This is a genomic window from Bradyrhizobium hipponense, from assembly GCF_008123965.1.
In the GTDB taxonomy this organism is placed as follows: domain Bacteria; phylum Pseudomonadota; class Alphaproteobacteria; order Rhizobiales; family Xanthobacteraceae; genus Bradyrhizobium; species Bradyrhizobium hipponense.
On sequence record NZ_VSTH01000078.1, the window covers coordinates 12,915 to 31,448 of the forward strand.

Annotated in this window: 6 protein-coding genes; all 6 read right to left on the reverse strand. The window is 66.8% G+C overall.

Going from position 1 to position 18,534, the window contains the following annotated elements:
- Positions 1 to 103: 103 nt before the first annotated feature.
- Genes FXV83_RS22460 through FXV83_RS22485 form a run of 6 tightly spaced genes read right to left on the reverse strand, consistent with a single transcriptional unit; the run spans position 104 to position 18,470 of the window.
- Positions 104 to 6,148: a non-ribosomal peptide synthetase gene (locus FXV83_RS22460; protein WP_148741562.1), complete on the reverse strand. Its 6,045-nt coding sequence runs from the start codon at positions 6,146 to 6,148 to the stop codon at positions 104 to 106.
- Positions 6,145 to 7,032: a proline iminopeptidase-family hydrolase gene (locus FXV83_RS22465; protein WP_148741563.1), complete on the reverse strand. Its 888-nt coding sequence runs from the start codon at positions 7,030 to 7,032 to the stop codon at positions 6,145 to 6,147. Before FXV83_RS22465 ends, FXV83_RS22460 begins: the two co-directional genes overlap by 4 nt.
- Positions 7,029 to 7,778, reverse strand: a complete 750-nt coding sequence (locus tag FXV83_RS22470) for a thioesterase II family protein (RefSeq protein WP_148741564.1) — start codon at positions 7,776 to 7,778, stop codon at positions 7,029 to 7,031. Before FXV83_RS22470 ends, FXV83_RS22465 begins: the two co-directional genes overlap by 4 nt.
- Positions 7,775 to 13,285 carry a non-ribosomal peptide synthetase gene (locus FXV83_RS22475; RefSeq protein ID WP_148741565.1) on the reverse strand — a complete coding sequence of 1,837 codons (5,511 nt, stop codon included), beginning with the start codon at positions 13,283 to 13,285 and terminating at the stop codon, positions 7,775 to 7,777. The genes FXV83_RS22470 and FXV83_RS22475 overlap by 4 nt, the downstream gene beginning before the upstream one ends.
- The gene (locus FXV83_RS22480) at positions 13,282 to 14,334 is read right to left on the reverse strand and encodes a TauD/TfdA family dioxygenase (RefSeq protein ID WP_187436079.1); all 1,053 of its coding nucleotides are present in this window, start codon (positions 14,332 to 14,334) and stop codon (positions 13,282 to 13,284) included. Before FXV83_RS22480 ends, FXV83_RS22475 begins: the two co-directional genes overlap by 4 nt.
- On the reverse strand, positions 14,331 to 18,470 hold the full coding sequence (locus FXV83_RS22485) for a non-ribosomal peptide synthetase (RefSeq protein WP_187436080.1): 4,140 nt from the start codon (positions 18,468 to 18,470) through the stop codon (positions 14,331 to 14,333). Before FXV83_RS22485 ends, FXV83_RS22480 begins: the two co-directional genes overlap by 4 nt.
- Positions 18,471 to 18,534: the final 64 nt, after the last annotated feature.

Here is an 18,534-nt window from a genome sequence, read left to right on the forward strand (position 1 = left end):
TTCTTCGCAACGTCGTCTTGCTCCTTTTTTGTCCTGCCGTGCCGGCGCGACGTGAAAGACCAAGGCCGGCCTGTTGCCCCAACGAAGCGCTTCGGCCTTCGTCTCACGATGCATGCCGGAGCAAAGATTCCTCGAGCTTGGTCATGAGCACCTCGCTCTGCGCTGCTTTGATGCGCTCCGCAATCTGCTCCACGATCGTGCTTGCGAATTGCCGCACCGTGGGCGCGGAGAAGAGGCTGCGCACGGGGACGCGCAGGCCCAATTCGCTGTAGACGCGCGCGATGATGCGCGTCGCCATCAGGGAGTGCCCTCCCAGCCGGAAGAAGTCGTCGTCGACGCCCACCTGCTCGAGGCCCAAGAGCTCCGACCAGTACGCGGCAAGCATTTGCTCGAGCGGCGTCGCTGCTGCCTCGCGATCGTCATCCTCGCGATTGCCCGCCATCGGTGCGCGCATCAGCGCTTCCCGGTCGAGCTTGCCGCTTGGCGTCAGCGGCAGTCGGTCGATGCAGATGATGGTGGCCGGTATCATGTGCTCCGGAAGCCGCGCGACCAGCCGGTCGCGGATCCGGCCGGTCTCGCTCATCGGCGGGTCCGTGACGATGAATGCAACGAGACGCTTCGTGTCCGCTGATCCTCCGACCACGACTACGGCGGCCTCGACTACGTTGTCGATGTCCGTCAGCACCAGCTCGATCTCGCCGGGCTCGATGCGGTAACCCCTGATCTTGATCTGGTGATCGTTGCGTCCGTGGAATTCGATGCTGCCGTCGGCGAGACGTCGCGCGAGGTCGCCCGTGCGGTACATCTTCGCGTCCTCGTGCCCACTCCAGGGATCCGGCAGGAAGCGCTCCGCGGTCTGCTCGTCGCGGTCGAGATAGCCGGACGCCACGCAGGCGCCAGACGCGTAGAGCTCGCCCATGACGCCGATCGGAACGACCTGCCGGAAACGATCCAGCACGTGAACGGCCACATTGGCTATCGGCGCTCCGATCGGCGGCAGCGGCGGCCAGGACCGCGGCGGTCCCGCGAGCACATGCTCGGTGACGACGTGAGTTTCAGTTGGGCCGTACTGGTTGCGCAACGCGCAGTCGCCGAGCCGCTCGAAGAGCTGGACGATCGCGAGCGTAATGCGGAGCTGCTCGCCCGCGGTGATGATTTCGCGCAGGGGCGGCAGCGCCCCGTGGCCCATGCGCGATGCTTCGGCGAGCTGCTGAAGCGCGACGTAGGGCAGGAACAGCCGCTGCACTTGGTGCGCGCGCAGACGATCGAGGAGCTGGTTCGGGTCGGCGCGCACTGCATCATCGACGAGGACCAGCGCGCCGCCGCTCGTCCATGTCGAGAAGATCTCCTGAAACGAGACGTCGAAGCTGAGCGAGGAGGACTGGAGGGTGCGGGTCCCGGCGAGGCATCCGGTGTTCGCATTCTGCCATTGGATCAAATTCGCCATCGCCCGATGGGGCATGATCACCCCCTTGGGACGTCCGGTCGAGCCGGAGGTGTAGATGATGTAGGCCTTGGATTCGGGAGACGGACGTATCCGGAGATCCCTGCGCGACTCCTCAAGCCTGGCGGCATCGCCGGCCGCTAACTCGAACACGGGCGTCGCCCCTGCCGGATCGGAGGCGCCGGCTTGGCGGATCAGGAGCGACGCACGTGAGTCTGACAGCATGAATGCGCGGCGGGCCGCCGGATAGGACGGATCGATCGGAACATAAGCCGCGCCGGCCTTCAAGACCGCGAGCACGGCGATGAGCATCTCCGGACTGCGCGGCATCGAAATCGCCACGTGATCATCCCTGGCCACGCCGAGATGCGCCAGATGCCGCGCCAGCCGGTTTGCGCTATGATTGAGCTCGGCGTAGTCGATGACGCGGTCGGCGGTGATGATCGCGGGTTGCTCCGGCGTGCTGCGTGCCTGAGCGGCAACCCACTCGACTACCGTCGCATAGGGCGAGTTTGCCGTCGCGCTGCCGCGCGAAGCCGCCGCGAGGCTGGCCTGCTCGGCCGCGGTCAGGATCTGCAGCTGCCAGATTCGGCAATGTGGATCGGCCGCCGCGTGTTCCAGCAGCGCGCGTAACTGCTGGATCATGCGATCGATCGTCTTGGGCTCGAACAGCTCGGCGCTGTACTCGATACCGCCGGTCAGGCCGACGCCGGTTTCAATCAATGTCAGCGTGAGGTCGAACTTCGAGGTGCCGACCGATGGCGTCGTCGTCAGATCGGGCTGGGTCGGCTCCATGCGCTGCCAGGCTTCGGCGTAGTCCCGCAAGCTCTCCTCGGTGCCCGGCATGTTCTGCAGAACCAGCATGACTTGAAACAGCGGATTGTGATTGAGGCCGCGCGCGGGATGCAGCTCCTGAACGATCTTCTCGAACGGCACGTCCTGGTGCTCGGCGGCTTCCATCAGCACCCGGTGCCCGCTCGTGACCAGTTCGGAGAACGTCGGGTTGCCGGACAGGTTGTTGCGCAACACCATCGTATTGGCGAAGAAGCCGACCAGCGCTTCGGTCTCGACCTGTGTCCGGTTTGCGATCGGTGAGCCGACGACGATGTCCTCCTGCCCCGACAGGCGCATGAGCAGGACGTTGAAGGCTGCAAGCAGGACGCAGAACAGCGTCGTGTTGGCCTGGCGGGCGAGCGCGCGCAGGCTGTCTCCGAGCGGCTGTGGCAGCGAGAACCAGCGGCTGCCGCCGCGATGGGTCTCGATCGCCGGGCGCGGGTGGTCGGTCGGCAGGTTCAGCAGCTCAGGCACGTTATCGAGCTGGCGCCGCCAATAGCTCATGTGCGATTCGAGAAGGCTGCCGGACAGCCAGCGGCGCTGCCATCGTGCGAAGTCGGCATATTGCACGGGGAGCTCATCGAGCGGGGAGTTTCCGCCCTCCCTGAACGCGTTGTAGATCGCCCAGAATTCCCGGGTCAGGATTCCGAACGACCAGCCGTCGAACGCGATGTGATGGATGATGATGGAGAGATAGCTGCCGGCCTCGCCCGCACGAATGAGGCGCGCACGCAGCGGTGGCCGGCGGGCGAGATCGAACGGCTTCTGCAAGTCCTCGATCACCAACCGTTCGGCCTCTGCCTCACGCTCGTTGACCGGCAAGTGCGTCACGTCGACGACCGGCAGGGCGACCGTCTGCACCGGGCCGATGATCTGCTGTCCAAGTCCGGCGACCGACGGAAAGGTCGTGCGCAGGATCTCGTGCCGGCGCGTGATCTCCGTGAGGGTACGCCGGATCAGCTTTGCGTCGACGAGCGTGCCGAGAGGCACCATCACGAGCATGTTGTAGACCGTCGAGGCCGGCTGAAACTGATCGAGAAACCAGAGCCGTTCCTGCGCGTAGGACAAGGGTGCGCGAGAGCGCCGCGGCCCGGGCGGGGCGCGGCGGATGCGGCCGAAATGCAGCGGCTCCGGCTCGCCGGCGCCGGCCGAATCCGCCGACGCGTCGTCGGTCTCGGAAATGCCGGCGCCCGCCGCCTGGACGGCCTTTGCGAGCTCTGCGATGGTCGGGGCCTCGAACAGGCGGTGGAGCTGGAGATCGATGTGGAAGGTCTCGCGGATTCGCGAGATGACCTGGACGGAGGTGACGGAGTTGCCGCCGCGGTCGAAGAAGTTGGCGTTGACGTCGAGCTGCGGGCGCTTGAGCACCTCGGCCCAGATGCGGGCGATCACCGCCTCGACCGCGTTGCTCGGCTTGTCAGCCTCCTCGGGTTCGGCAAGCGCGAAGGCAAGCGGTAGCTTGTCACTGACTTGGATGCGGCGCGGCACCAGGCCTGCCGGCAGGCGCTCGCTGGCGTAAGCGAGCAACTCCTCCTCGCCGATCCTGCGTCCGGCCTGCGGCACGACGGACGCCGCAAGCCAGCGCTCCTCGCCCTGGTCCTGCACCCAGACGGTTGCCTCCTGCAGCGCCGGATGTTGCCGCAGCAAGGTCTCCAGCCGTTGCGGGTCGCCCCGCATCCCCTGCAGCGCGACGAGCCGCTCTTCGGCGCCGATCAGCTCGATGCGGCCGTCGGCGCGGCGCCGGCCGGTCAGCCCGGTCCGATAGAGCCAGCCGCCCGGCGCGAACGGATCGCTCACCAGAGCCTCGCCGAGGGCGGCACTCGGCTGTCCGGCCATTGCGCCGCCGACATGGATTGTGCCCCACACATCCACCGCCTGCCGCCGCATCCGCGCGTCCAACACCTCGATCGCGCAGCCGGCAAGCGCCTCGCCGATCACCGCCTCCGGTGCCTCGAAGGACAGCGTGGCGCAGCAGGGCAGCGGACCGGTGCCCCAGAGGCCGATGATCCGCCGCTCCTTCCAGCGCTCCAGCGCGGCCGCAAAGCACGGCAGTCCGACGATCACGAGTATCGCCTCCTGCGGTACGTCCTCCGTCGTCAGCTTCGCCAGTCTCTCCGGCCGCACCAGCACATGGCTTGGCACACGACTCGAGCGCATCGTTGCAAGACGCGCGGCATCGACCAGCGCGACGTCGGCGCTGGCGGCGAGCGCTGCGGTCTGTCCGAGCCGCCGCAGGCTCACGTCACCGTCGTCGAGCACGGCCAAAAGACTGCGCCGCTCGAGCTTCATCGCGGTGGCCGCCGCCCGCGCTGCCAGCGCCAGCGCCGTCCTGTCGCCGCCGAACGGCGCCATCGCCTCGATGAGCCGCGGCTCGATCGCCGAGGCCGCGCGGCGCGTCGGCTGCGTCTCCTCCGGCAACAGCAGCGGCAACTGCCAGAGCGGCGTCGTCGCATCCGCGGCGGCCGCCTCCAGCATGCGCAAATAGCGCCGCAACAGGCGGCCGATGGTGCGATGGCCGAACAGGTCCGTCCGGTACTCGCAGCTTCCGACCAGAATCCTGCCGCGCTCGGCCAGCGACAGCGTCAGGTCGAACTTCGAGGTGCCGACCGAATGCGGGGGATCGCGATCCCAGGCGGGCTCGGCGATCTCGACAGCCGCATCGGCCGATCCCGCATCCGGCGTGTTCTGCAGCACGAAGGCCACCTGATAGATCGGGCTGTGGCTCAGGCTGCGCCGCGGATGCAGCTCGGCCACGAGCTTCTCGAACGGCAGGTCCTGGTGCTCATAGGCCCCCAGCGTGACCTCCCGCACCCGGTCGATCAGCTCGGCGACGCTGAGCTCGTCCGACACCTGCGTGCGCAGCGCCAGCATGTTGACGAAGAAGCCGATCAGCGCCTCGAGCTCGGCGCGGTTGCGGTTGGCGATCGGTGAGCCGACCACGATGTCGTGCAGTCCGCTCAGGCGAGCCAGCAGCGCCTTGAACACCGCCAGCAGCACCATGAACAGGGTCGCCTGCCGTTCCCGCGCCAGCTCGCGCAGCTTCTCGGTGACGCGCGGCCCGACCGTGAACATCTGCACCGCGCCGCGATAGCTCTCCATCACCGGGCGCGGGCGGTCGCAGGGCAGATCGAGCAGCGGCGGACGGCCGGCCAGCTGATCGCGCCAGTAGCCGAGATGCTGGGCCAGCATGTCGCCCTGCAGCCATTCGCGCTGCCAAACCGCGAAGTCGGCATACTGGATGCGCAACTCCTCCAGCGGCGAGGGCCGGTTCTGCAGGAAGGCGGCGTAGAGCGCCTGCAACTCGCGCATAAAGACGCCGAGCGACCAGCCGTCGGAGACGATGTGGTGCATGTTGACCACGAACAGCGCATCGCCCGGCCGGCGGCGGATCAGCCTGGCGCGCACCAGCGGCCCACGCTGCAGGTCGAACGGCCGCGCCATCTCCTCGGCGAGCAGGCGGTAGCTTGCGGCTTCCGCATCGGCCTCTCCGCGCAGGTCGATCTCCTCGATGGGAACGGCAAGATGCGACGCGACGCGCTGCACCGGCACCCCGCCCGACATCACGAAGCTGGTGCGCAACGCCTCGTGCCGCGCCACGATGGCATTGAGCGCGCGCTCCAGCACCGCGCCATCCAGGGGATCGCCGTATGGCAGCACCACGGGAAGATTGTAGGCACTGTTGCCCGGCTGAAGCTGCTCCAGAAACCAAAGACGTTCCTGCGCATACGACAGCGGCGCCGGCTCGGACGGATTTCTCGGCACGATGGTTTCGAGCCGTTGATCGAGCGAGTTGTCCATCTCGCTCCAGCGCACGAACCGCGCCAGCATGCGCAGCGGCAGGTGGGAGATCCTGTCGGCAAGCGAGCTCATTGCCCTACCCTTTCGGCCCGCGCCAGGAAGCCGCGCACGACGGCCTCGTAGAGCTCGGGCTCCTCGAGGTGCTGGACATGCGCGCTGTCCTCGAACACGACGAACTCCGATCCCGGTGTCTGTTGATGATAGGCGGCGGTCGCCTCGGGCGTGATCTCGTCGTGTCGGCCGCAGAGATAGAGCACCGGTCGGTTCAGATCGCGCAAGCCGTCCTCGCGCTCGTAATCGGCGAGATTTCCGACCGGCGTGAACTCCGCAGGCCCCCACATGGTGTGATATACCGGCCAGGCCCAATTCTCCTGAGAGCGCATCAGAGGCTCGGGCCAATCCGGCTTGCGGCAGACATGCCGGCGATAGAACACCATGGCGGCAGCCCCGTAGGCGCCGGAGTCGGTGTTTCCCGCCGCTTCGCAGGAATCGAGCACGCGCTGCACGGACGGCGGCAACGCAGCGCGCAGCCGCTGCATGTCGCTGCGTACGCGCCGCATACTCAAACATGGCGAATCCAGAATGAGGCTGGCGACGTTCTCCGGATGGGCGAAAGCGTAGTCGACCGCCAGCATCGCGCCCCAGGAATGACCGAGCAGATGCACCGGCTTGCGCCCGACCGTCTCCACCACCGCATCAAGCTCGGCGACGAAGCGATCGATGGTCCAGAGCGACGTGTCGGCCGGACGGTCCGACCGTCCGCAGCCGAGCTGGTCATAGAACACGATCTCCCTCTCGTCGCCGAGCGCAACCAGCGGTTCCAGATAATCGTGCGGAGAGCCCGGACCACCGTGCAGCGTGATGAGAGGCGCCTTCGCGCTCCCGCCGCAGCGGCGCATCCACACGCGTCCGCCGGGTGCACTCACGTAGGCGTCTGCGAATCTCGGTTGCGTCACGCGCACCCCGTCGCAATGGCGCGCACCAGCTCGTCGCGCGCAGTATCGATCAGATAGTGTCCGCCGTTCAGCATCAGAGTGTCGAAGGCTCCGGTCGTATGGTCGCGCCAGCCGGCCAGCTCGTCCGACGAGACGATGGTGTCGTTGCGGCCGCCGAACACGGTCAGCGGGCAATCGAGCGGACGCGAGCCACAGTACAGGTAGGTCTCGGCCAGCTCGAAATCCGCCCGCAGCACCGGTGACAACACCGACCGCATCTCTGGATGCGCGGTGACGATCGCCGGCGTGCCGCCGAGGCGCTCGATCTCGGCCCAAAGCTCGTCTCCGGGCAGGGCGTGGATGGGCAGGTCGCGATCGGGAAGATGCGGGGCGCGACAGCAGGAAGCGAAGAAGTGCGCCGGCTGGAGATCCAGCGTACGCCGCAGCCGCTGCGCCAATTCAAACCCGACCAGCGAGCCGGTGCAGGTTCCGAAGATCGCAAACGGCAGATCCAGATAGGGGCGGATCGCCTGCTCGATCGCCTGAACCGCGAGGCTCATCCGGGTGAAAGGCCGTTCCGCCGCGCGCTGCTGCCGACCCGGCAGCTGCACGGCGCATACGTCGATATTGTCGGGAAACAGATTGGCCCATTCCTGGAACGCCGATGCATTGCCGCCCGCCGCCGGCAGGCAGAACAGCCGCAGCCGCGCCAGCGAATTCGGACGAAACGTCGTGATCCAGCGATCGGCAGCGGCCGTCATGGTCATGGTCGAACCTCCACGCGGCGGCGATCGGAGTTGAGGAGGTGGGCAAGAGCGGCGATGCTGGTGCCGCCGGACAAGGCCGACAGCGGCAGATCGCGGCCGAGCTCCTGCCGGATGCGCGCGACGATGCAGGTTGCGAGCAGCGAATGGCCGCCGACCGCGGCAAACTCGTCATCGCGGCCGATGCCGACATGTCCGAGAACATCGCTCCAGATTCTGCCAATCTGCCCTTCGATGTCGGTTGTCGGCTCCTCCAGTACGGCCTCGTCCCAGGCCGCATGCGGATCGCGCAGGAACGCATCGATCGCCTTGCGATAGCATCCGCCGAGGCGCGCGATCTGTGCGGCGGAAAAGCGCTCCGCATCATACTGGAAGCTGAGCCGCACCTCGCTTTGGCCCGGCTTTACCTCGAAATCGACGGCGAGCGGAAAATCAATGTCGGCCGGCACCGTGCGGCTCTCCGAGATGGTGACCGGCGCATCGTCGGTCTGTCCCGGCAGCAGATGGAATTGCGAGAAGTTGAAGAAGGAATCGATCAGCGGCGATCCCCCGTGCATGCGCTGGATGTCCGCGAAAGGCAGCCGCCGGTGCGGCACCAGCTCGGATTCCAGTGCGAAGGCCCGCCGGGCCAGCTCGAGCCACGAGCCGCCGTTCAATGACATGCGGAACGGCACCGTGTTGATGAACAGGCCGATGATGCGGTCGCCCTCGGCTTCTTCCGGCCGGCCGTTGACGACGAGGCCCGTCACCACATCGCGACTGCCGCAGGCGAGAGCGATGACGCGCACGTGAATAGCCAGCGTGATGCTCTTGAGCGGAACGCCTATGCGCCTGGACAGCTCAGACAGCGCCGAGCTCGTTTCGTCGGCCAATTCGACCTCGTGCCCTTCGACCCTTCCCCGCTGGGACAGGGCGCCGTTGCGGCGGGGCAGGTGCGCGCGCGGCGCATCGGCAAGCTTGCTGCTCCAGAACTGGCGGACATCGTCCGAAGCCTGCGCCTCGCGCTCGATCTCCACGAACCGCCGATAGGTGAGACGCGGCGGATCGAGCGACAGCGTCGCGCCGAGACCGAGCCGTCTCGCGTAGCGCTGACAGATTTCGGCAAGCAGGAGATGCAGGCTCCAGCCGTCGAGAATTCCGTGATACTCGGCAACCATCAACTGAAACCGGAACGGATCGATGCGATAGGCGCCGAAGCGCACCAGCGGGGCCTTGTCCCATTTGAAGGGCCGTTGCAACTCGGCGCGAACGTCGGCATCGATGACGCGATACTGCTCATCAGTCGCCAGGGCCGACAGATCCCTGATCTCCAGGGCGGCATGCATCTCGCGATGCACGATCTGGAGAGGCTCGCTGAAGCCGGTCAGGTGGAAGGAGGTCCTCAGCACCGGATGGGCCGTGATCAGCTCGTCGACCGCGCCGCGAAGCATGTCGGGCTCGAGTCGGCACAGCAGGCAATGCGAGGTTGCGTTGTGATAGGTCGATGGCCTGCCGGTCAGCTCGGTGTGATAGACCATGCCGGCCTGCAGCGCGCTCAATGGATAGGCATCTTCCGCATCCACCGGCATCCGCGCGCGATCTTCGGCGCGAACGAGGCCGAAAGCCGCAGCGCCGCCGCCCGCTCGCGACGGCTCGCCGGCCGCGTCGATGTCGCGCACCAGTTCGCGGATGGTCTGGCGGGCAAATAGCCGCGAGAGGCCAAAGCGCAGCCCGCGCTTCTGGGCAAGCGCCTGAACTTGGATGCTGCGGATCGAATCTCCGCCGAGCTGGAAGAAATTGTCCTCGACGCCGATTTCATCGAGACCGAGCACCTCTTTCCATATCTCCACCATCGCTTCTTCACGCACGTTCTCGGGACCGGCGAGGGTGCCCTGCAGATGCAGCCGGCGCGCGCCGGGCTCGGGCAGGGCCGCGAGGTCCACCTTGCCGTTGCGTGTCAGCGGGAACTTCGCAAGCACGACGAATGCCGCGGGCAGCATGTAGTCGGGCAGGCGCTCGGCGAGGAAGCCGCGCATCTCGGCCGGCGAGGGCGGGGCGGCCAGCGCGCCCGCAATGTCGTCCTCCGACAGCGATCGCGCGTACTCCGGCCGCCAGGCATAGAGGCTGTAGCGGTCGGTGCCTTGTAGCAGCGACTCCTGCTCCACGCGTACCTCGAAGCCCCTGTTTTCGAGAAGATCGAGGAGAATGTCGATGCGACCCTGGGTCGGCGTGCCGGCCTGGTCGTGCACCTCCATGGCGACCTGCTGGATGCGCGGCCAGTCGTCATCATCGATGCCCTGCAGGACGTCGAGCTCGGCGCGCTGGACGTCGATCTTCAGGAGGTCGATCCGTTCGATCGCCTCTTCGCGGATGACTTCGGACAGGCGGCGGAGTTGGCAGGTGAGCTCGACGGCGCGGAAGCGCTCCGGCAGCAACTCGTCGACATGCGCAATCAGCTCGCTCGAGCCCCGTCCGGCGGCTTCCTCGTTGCGCAGATATTGCTTGATGGTCGTGACCTCTCCGGCCGCGTCGGAATACGCCTTCTGCCCGGACATCATCGAATAGCCGGCGTAGAAGGTGAAATCCTCGCTGAGCTGCCGGCGCGACAAGCCGATCGGAAACAGTTTGGCGCTCGGCGCATGCCGCGCGAGGTTCGCCGCGAGCCGCTCGAAGATCGGAGCGAGAGGCTCGAACGCATAGAGTCTCGGCCGGCGGCAACGCCGCGCGACGTAGGCCGAGAACATGCCGATATTGGCGCCGACGTCGAGGACGCAGGCGTCGTGCCGCAGGCGGATGTCGTGCCTGACGTAGATCTCCTTGGTGAAGATCTCGTCGTAGAGATATTCGGTTTCGTGGCTGTTGAGCTGCGCGAGCGTCGACTTGAAGCTCGCGGCATCGGTCGCGGCGGTGCGGCATCGCGCATAGGCGACCAGCCGGCGATCGCCGGGTTCGCCACGCGCCACAACCAGCGCCTCCTCGATCGCGGGATGCTCGCGCATCGCGGCTGCGATCTCTCCCGGCTCGATGCGATACCCCCTCACTTTGACCTGGTCGTCGAGCCGGCCGAGAAACGCGATGCGTCCGTCGGCAAGGAAACGAGCGGAATCGCCACTGCGATAGAGCCGCTCGCCGTCGGTCCCGAAGGGATCGGGAACGAACCGTTCCGCAGTGGCCGCGGAGTTACCGAGATAGCCGCGGGCCACCCCGGCGCCGCCGATGCACAGTTCGCCGGCAACGCCGACCGGTACGGGGCTGAGATCGGCATCGAGAATGTAGACACGCACGTTTCTGAGCGGCCGGCCGATGCTCGGCGGCACGTCGGCCGTGACGCGCTCGGCCGAGGCATTCACCGTCGCCTCGGTCGGACCGTAGACGTTGAAGAACGTGGCGCGATGGCGCGCGAGCATGGTCCAGCTCTCGGCGTCGATCGCCTCGCCGCCGACCAGGACCACCGATGGATAGGCGAAATTCCAATCCGCAAAGCCCGCGCTCATCAGCAGTTTGAGATGCGACGGCGTGCAATCCAGCACGTCAATCTCGCTCTCGACGATGAAGTTCAGGAGTTCTTCGCCGTCCTGCCGGGCAGTCTCAGGGACGATGCAGAGGCAATGGCCGTTCAGGAGCTGGACGATCTGCTTGACCGAAGCATCGAACGACAGCGGGGCATTGACGCTGACGGTGAGGTGGTCACCGCGCCCCGAATAGATGCGCTCCTGAAGCGCCGCGGCCAGATTGACCGCCGAGCGGTGCTCGACGACGACGGCCTTCGGCGTTCCGGTCGAGCCCGAGGTGAAGATCACATAGGCCGCGTTCGACGGCCGGACGTCGTCCGCTGGCGGCAGAGCCAGGGGGGAGCAGACGTCGAGTGACGGGCTCGACAGGTTGATCCTGCTGCAGCTCCGTGCCGGAAGCTCGGGGGATTCATCGTTGACGATCACCGCGCTGACCGAGGCCGCGTCCATCAGCGCGGTGATCCGTTGCGGCGGATTGTCCGGATCGAGCGGCACGTAGGCGGCGCCCGCCTTGAGCACGCCCAGCACGGCCACGATCAGGTCGGCGCCGCGCCTCAAGAGGATGGCGATCCGCGCTTCCGGCCGGATGCCGGCAGCTTGCAAGTGGCGGGCAAGCTGATTGCTGCATGCATCGAGCTCCGCAAAGGTCAACTGCCGCTCGGGTGACTTGACCGCCATCTCGTCCGGTCGTTCGCGCGCGATCCGTGCAAACAGGGCGTGGATGCAGACATCCTCGATCGGTGCCTGCGTGGTATGGCTCCAGTCGTTGAGCAAGAGATCGCATTCGCGTGGTCCTATGGCCGGAACCTGTTGCAGCGGCGCGGGCGCATGCGCGTTCTCCAGCGTCGCCTGGAGCGCGTCCGCGAGCAAGCCGACCATCATGCCGTCGTGACGGTTCGTGTCGTAGAGAATGTCGAGCCGCAGCCGCCCGTCCGCCAGGACGCCGCGCAGCAGGAGATCGCATGGCTCGATCTCGCCGCGCATCTCGAGATTGCGAAACGACGTCGTCGGGGCGGCGGGAAACTCCGGGGCCTCCTGATAGTCGAAGCCAATCTGCGCCGGCTCGGCGCTCGCTGAACGGCCTTCGAAATAGGGCAGGTTTTCGCTCGCCTCGGCCAGGGAGCGATCGATGCGTTCGGTCAATGCAGAGAGCGTCTCGTCGGCGGACCAGGTGATCCTGATCGGCACCGATGTCGCCATCGGGCCGACGGCATCGGCAAGCTCGTCGAACATCCGCCCCGGCAGGCGGCAGTCGATGGTGACCTCGCGGCTTGCGGCATAGCGACCGAGGACCAAGGCCCAGGCCGCGAGCACCATCGAGCGATCGGACACCGGTCCTTCTGTGTGCGCCTCGCCGACGGCTCCGGCGGCAGCGATGCGCGCGAAAGGCAGAAGGAGGCGCTGGTCGATCTGATCGCGCCAGAAATTCCGGCGTGCGGCGTTGTCCTGGTCCTCGCGGACCTCATGGCACCACTCGGACAGATGCAGGAACTGCACCTCGGCTCGCGGGCCGGGCGCGGCGCCGTTCGCGCGGGCGGCGACCTCGCGCAGGATGAGCGGGAGGCTCTCGGAATCGGCGACAATCGAGGGGGCGACGAGCTGCAGCACCCGCTCGTGCTCGCCGGTTCTCGCCAGCGCCGCTGCGAGCAGCGGCCCGTCATGCAGATTGAACGCCGGCTCCTCTGTCCAGAGCTGACGCAGCCTGCTCTCCCGCTCCGTGGGGTCGCAGGCGCGCCAGTCGTACATCTCGACCACAGGCCGCGTGTCGTCCTGGATGACCTGAAGCGGCGCCTCCATGCCGGGAAGCTGGCGGAACGCGGCACGCAGGATGTCGTTGCGCCCGACGATGTCGGCGAGGCACTCCGCGAGCCAGTCGGCATCCAGACCGCCATCGATGGTGACGCGGGCGCGGCTCAGCAACGCCCCGGTCTTCGACTGACGGCGCCACAGCTCCCACTGCGAGGGCGAAAGTCGAAATCCGCTGATGGTCGCGGCCTCTGGTGTCTGCTGGGCATTCATGAGCTCGGCGCTCCGCTCACATGGAGGTCGGCCATGGCGACGAGAATCCGCCGCGCGCCCTTGTACGGCTCCCTGGCGTGCACGGTGATGAAGTTGTCCAGGAGCAGCACGTCGCCGCGCTGCCACGGGAAGGACACGGCGCATTCGTGATAGAGCGCGCGGATATCGTCCAGCATCGAGGTCTCGATGGGCGTGCCATCGCCGAAATAGGCGTTGCGGGGCAGCCCCTCGCTGCCGAACGCCTGCAGCAGCACCTCTCGGATCTCCGGCTCGAGATTGGATTGGTGGAACAAGTGCGCGTGATTGAACCACACGGTTTCGCCGGTCTGCGGATGCGTCGCAATGGACTGGCGGACCTGTCGGGTCCGTAGCCGGTTGCCGTCGGTCCATTCGAAGGCGACGTTGAAGCGCCGGCAATAATCCTCCACCGCGGCGCGATCGTCGGTCTGGAATGCGTCCTGCCAGGTCAGGTCGAGGCCGTGGCCGTAATTGCGGACATACATCACCTTGTGTTCGATGAAGCGCCGCTTGATCGCGGGATCGAGGCGGGGGAAGAACTCGCGCTCGCTTGCGATCGGGGTGCAGCCGCCCTCTGCGGCCGCCGTGTCGCAGTAGAAATAGATGCGCGCCGGCCAGTTGTGCGAATAGGACATCTCGTGGTGGTGCGGGATCCACTGGTCGGCCGCGAGCTCGGTCGATGTGAAGACCTTCGGCGCAACCTGCGATCGCGCGGCCGCGCGTTCGAGGTAGTCGAGCAGATCCGGCGTGAGCGCGCGCGCGAGATCGGCAAACGCCTCCGGACTGTCGATCGAGAAGCCGCGAAACAGCAATGCGCCGTGCGCGATCAGCTTCGCCATCAGCGCGGCGCGGTGCACGCCGGCCCAATGGACTAGGTCGACCGCGGCGTCGTTCGGCTGAAGCACGAGGGGCGGTCCGCTGTCCGCGCGAAGCGGAGATTCGCGCACAAGTCCGGCCTCGGAGACCTGTGTGGCCTTCAGCGGCCGGCGCGGCGAGAATGGGCTTCGCTCGATCGCCTTGTCGGCCATCATGAGGTCCTTTCCGTCAGAGCTTGCGGGTGGCTGGCGGGAGCGCCGTAGAGCTGCTCATACGGATCAGTCATCGCGGTGCGCACCTTTCGCGGTCCCTCGAACGGCTCGCGTCCGTGCGCGGCCAGCATGTTGTCGAGCAGCAGCACGTCGCCCTGCCGCCACTCGAACGACGTCGTCTCGGTGTCGTAGGCCGTGCGCAGCTCATGCAGCACGGCGTCCTCGATCGGCGAACCGTCGCCGTAATAGGTGTTGTAGGGCAGGTCCTCGTCGGCAACCGCGGAACGCAGCGATCGGCTGATCTCGTCGGGCAGGCCGGTGACGTGAAAGAACAGCGTGTGGTTGAACCAGGTGCGTTCGCCCGTCACCGGATGAATGCGCACGGCAGGGCGGGTCTGTCTGGTGCGCAGCCGCTCGCCGTCGAGCCATTCGAATTCGAGCGATGCGGCCCGGCAATACGCTTCCACCGCGCCGCGATCCGTGGTCTGGAACACCTCCGTCCAGGGCAGGCTGATGCCCGGCAGATAGTTGCGCGTGTACCGCACGCCGAGGCGCTCGAACTTCTCCACCATCGCCGGCGACAGCCGCGCGAGGATGCGACGGCTGTCGGCGATCGGCGTGCGGCCGTGCCTGAGCGCCGGCTGCTCGCAGAAGAACATGATGCGCATCGGCCAGTTCAGCGTATAGGACTGCTCGTTGTGCAGGAGGATCGGCTGATCGGCCGGATGATCGGTCGAGGTGTAGATGCCTTCGGCGAGCTCGGTCCGCGGCGAGGAGCGCTCGCCGTACTGGATCAATTCGGATGCGATCGCGCGGGCAAAGCGCTGGAAATCGCCGATGCTCTCGACCTTGAAGCCGCGGAACAGGATGCCGCCGCACTGGCGCAGGTGATGCTCGATGTCGTCGCGGTGTTGGCCGACCCAGTCGGCGAGGCTCAGGCCCGGCACTTGCGCGCTGATGCGTGCGGGCAGCGGCGTGCCGAGCCAGTTCGGCTCGGTCCTGACGAGATTGCCCGCCGTGAGGACGCTCGGCGCGGCGCCCCCCGGGAACGATTTGCGCGGTGTGGTGGTGGCCATGCTGCGTGCTCCGCAATCGCTTTGAAGAGCGGTGATGGTGCTGTCAGGTGCGTCCACGATGCGACTGAGAAGTTTTGTGTACATGGCGTGGAAGCCCGCGATCTGCGCTTCGGTGAAGAGGTTGGCGCGATAGGTCCAGACGGCGCGGAGCGGGCCCGTGCGGCGATCGACCCACAGCGTGAGATCGAGCCGCGCATGGTCCGGGCGTAGCTCGGTGCCGGCATAGCTCAGCCCGTCCAACTCGGATCGGGCCTCGGGTGCATTCTGGACCCCGAACGCGACCTGTCCGATCGGGGTATAGCGGGGATCGCGCGGCGGCCGCAGATCCGCTATCACTAGCTCGAAAGGCAGCTCCTGATGTTCGAGCGCGCCGAGTGCTGCGGTCTTCACACGTTCGAGCAGTCCGACAAACGTCTCGGAGGGACGAAGCGCCGCGCGGATCGCCACCATGTTCATCAGGCAGCCGATCAGATCCTCGGTCTCGCGATGGCGCCGGCCGGCGGCCGCGGTCAACGTGACGAAATCGTTCTCGTTGGCGAGTGCTGAGATCAGGATCTGGAACGCCGCGAGCAGCAGCATGAAGGGCGTCGCCTGCTCGCGCGCCGCGAGTGCGTCGACGCAATCCGACAGATCGCGATCGAGCAGAAGCGAGGCGCTGCCGCCCTGAGAGCCGGACAACTCGCCGCGCGGATGGGCCGTCGGCAGGTTGAGGCTGAACTGCGCGCCGGACAGTTGCCCGCGAAAGAACGCCAGGCCCTCGCTCCAGTCGCGGCCCTGCTGCCAGGCGCAATAGTCGGCGAATTCGATCGGCCGGTCCGGCGTGGCGGCCGGCTCGCGCCGGGCCGCTGCGCGATAGGCAACGGCGAGCTGTCGCACGAGAAGGCCGAGCGACCACTCGTCGAAGACGATGTGATGCACGGCGACCACGAGGCACCAGTCGTCAGGCGCAAGGCGGAGCAGCTTGACGCGCAGCAGCGGTGCCTGCGCAAGGTCCATCGCGGCGGCCGCGAGCCCGAGCGTTTGTTGCCTAAGCGCCGCCTCTCCGGCGACGTCCTTGACCGGCAGGTGGATCGTCAACTCCGGCGCGATCACCTGGACGACCTGTCCGTCGCGCCACTGGATGCTGGTGCGCAGCGCCGACTGGCGGCGCACCACGTCGTTGAGCGCAAGCTCGATCAGCGCTGGCTCGACGCGGCCCGTGATGCGAATGCTGCAGGGAACGAGATAGGATGTGTCGGTGGGATCGATCTGGGCCGCAAACCACATCTGGCGTTGCGCCGCCGACAGCGCGGCGTGCTTGCGCCGCGGCGCGGCGACCAGGTCCGTTGCAGGCGATCCCGGAAACCTGGCGATGGCATCGGCCAGGCTCGCGATGGTTGGGTGAGCGAAGAATTGCGCCAGCGAGAGGTCGCGTTTCAACTCGTCGCGCACACGCGCGACGATACGCGTCGCCAGCAGCGAATGTCCGCCGAGCGTGAGAAAATTCTGCTTGCGCCCGATCGAGGGCAGACCCAACAGCTCGCTCCAGATCCGCGCGACGGATTGTTCGAGCGCCTCGGTGGGGGCTTGCCCGGCGACTACACCGCCATAGGCCGAAACGCTCCAGTCGGGCGGAGGCAGGCGGCTGCGATCGCGCTTGCCGTTGGGCGTGCGCGGAATGCTGTCGAGGTGGATGAAGGCCGCCGGCACCATGAACGTCGGCAGCCTTGCGATGGCTGTTTCCTTCAGCCGCCCGATGTCTGCCGCTCCGGTGAAATAGAGGGCGAGCCGGGCATCTCCGGCGGGCCCGGTTGCGACCACCGCGATACATTCGGCGACGTTGTCGACATCGACCAGAACACGCTCGATCTCGCCAAGTTCGACCCGGTAGCCGCGGATCTTCACTTGGTCGTCGATTCGCCCGAGATACTCGAGCTGGCCATCCAGCCTCATCCGGACATGATCGCCGGTTCGGTAGAGCCGCGCCTCGGGATCGCTCCCGAAGCGATCGGAGACGAAACGCTCGGCCGTCAGCTCCGGGCGGCCGAGATAGCCGCGCGCTAATCCCGCTCCTCCGAGATAGAGCTCGCCGACCCTGCCGAGGGGACACAGCGCCATCTCGCTGTCCACGACGTAGGCGCAGGTGCCCGGCAGAGGGCGTCCGATCGGCGGCGGCTCCGCGCGCGTCAGGTCGACTTCAGCCCATGTCGAATAGGTGGTGTCCTCGGTCGGGCCGTACAAATTGACGGCGCGGATTGGCCGCGCCTCTCTGCCCAATTCGCGGACCAGCGCTGCCGGAAAGGCTTCGCCGGCAAGGCAGACGGTCGTCACACTCCCCGGCAATGGCTGCAATCGCAGCAATTCGCGCATTGCGGAGGGTACCGTGTTGATCAGCGTGACCCGATCGCGAAGCGGGGATTCGGGCAGCTCGAGAACGTTGTTCACGAGCAGAACCGTGCCGCCCCAGCACAGTGGTGCAAAGATCTCAAAGATCGACAGATCGAAGCAGATCGATGTTGCCGCCAGCATGCCGGCGAGCTCCGCTGCCGAGAAAGCATTGCTTGCCCAGCGCAGGAAGACCACCGCACTGCCATGCTCTATTGCGACACCCTTTGGCCGTCCGGTCGATCCCGAGGTGTAGATGACGTAGGCGAGGTCGTTCGGACCGACAGCTACCGCGGGACTCGCGGGCGGCTGCAGCCGCAGGTCCGCTTCACAGCGGTCGAGAGACACCATCTGCGATGATCCGAGAGCGAGATCGCAGCTCGTGACCGAACTGGTGATGACGAATTGGCAGCCGGAGTCGGCGATCATGAAGGCGAGCCGCTCACGCGGATAGGCCGGATCGAGCGGCACGTAGCTTGCCCCCGTCTTGAGGACCGCCATCATGGTGACGATCAGATCCGGCACTCGCGGAAGCGCGATGCCCACGGACTGTTGAGGCCGCAGGCCGCGTTGCTGCAGCAAGTGTGCGAGCCGGTTCGCCCGTTCATCCAGCTCGCGATAGCTGAGCCGGCGGCTTTGCCAGGTCACGGCGTCGGCAGCCGGGCTGCGCGCGACCTGCTCCTCAAACAGCTCGTGCAACGCGCACTGAGGCTTCCAAGCAGCAGGTAGTGGCGCTGCGATCACACTCATTCCCGCGGCGTCT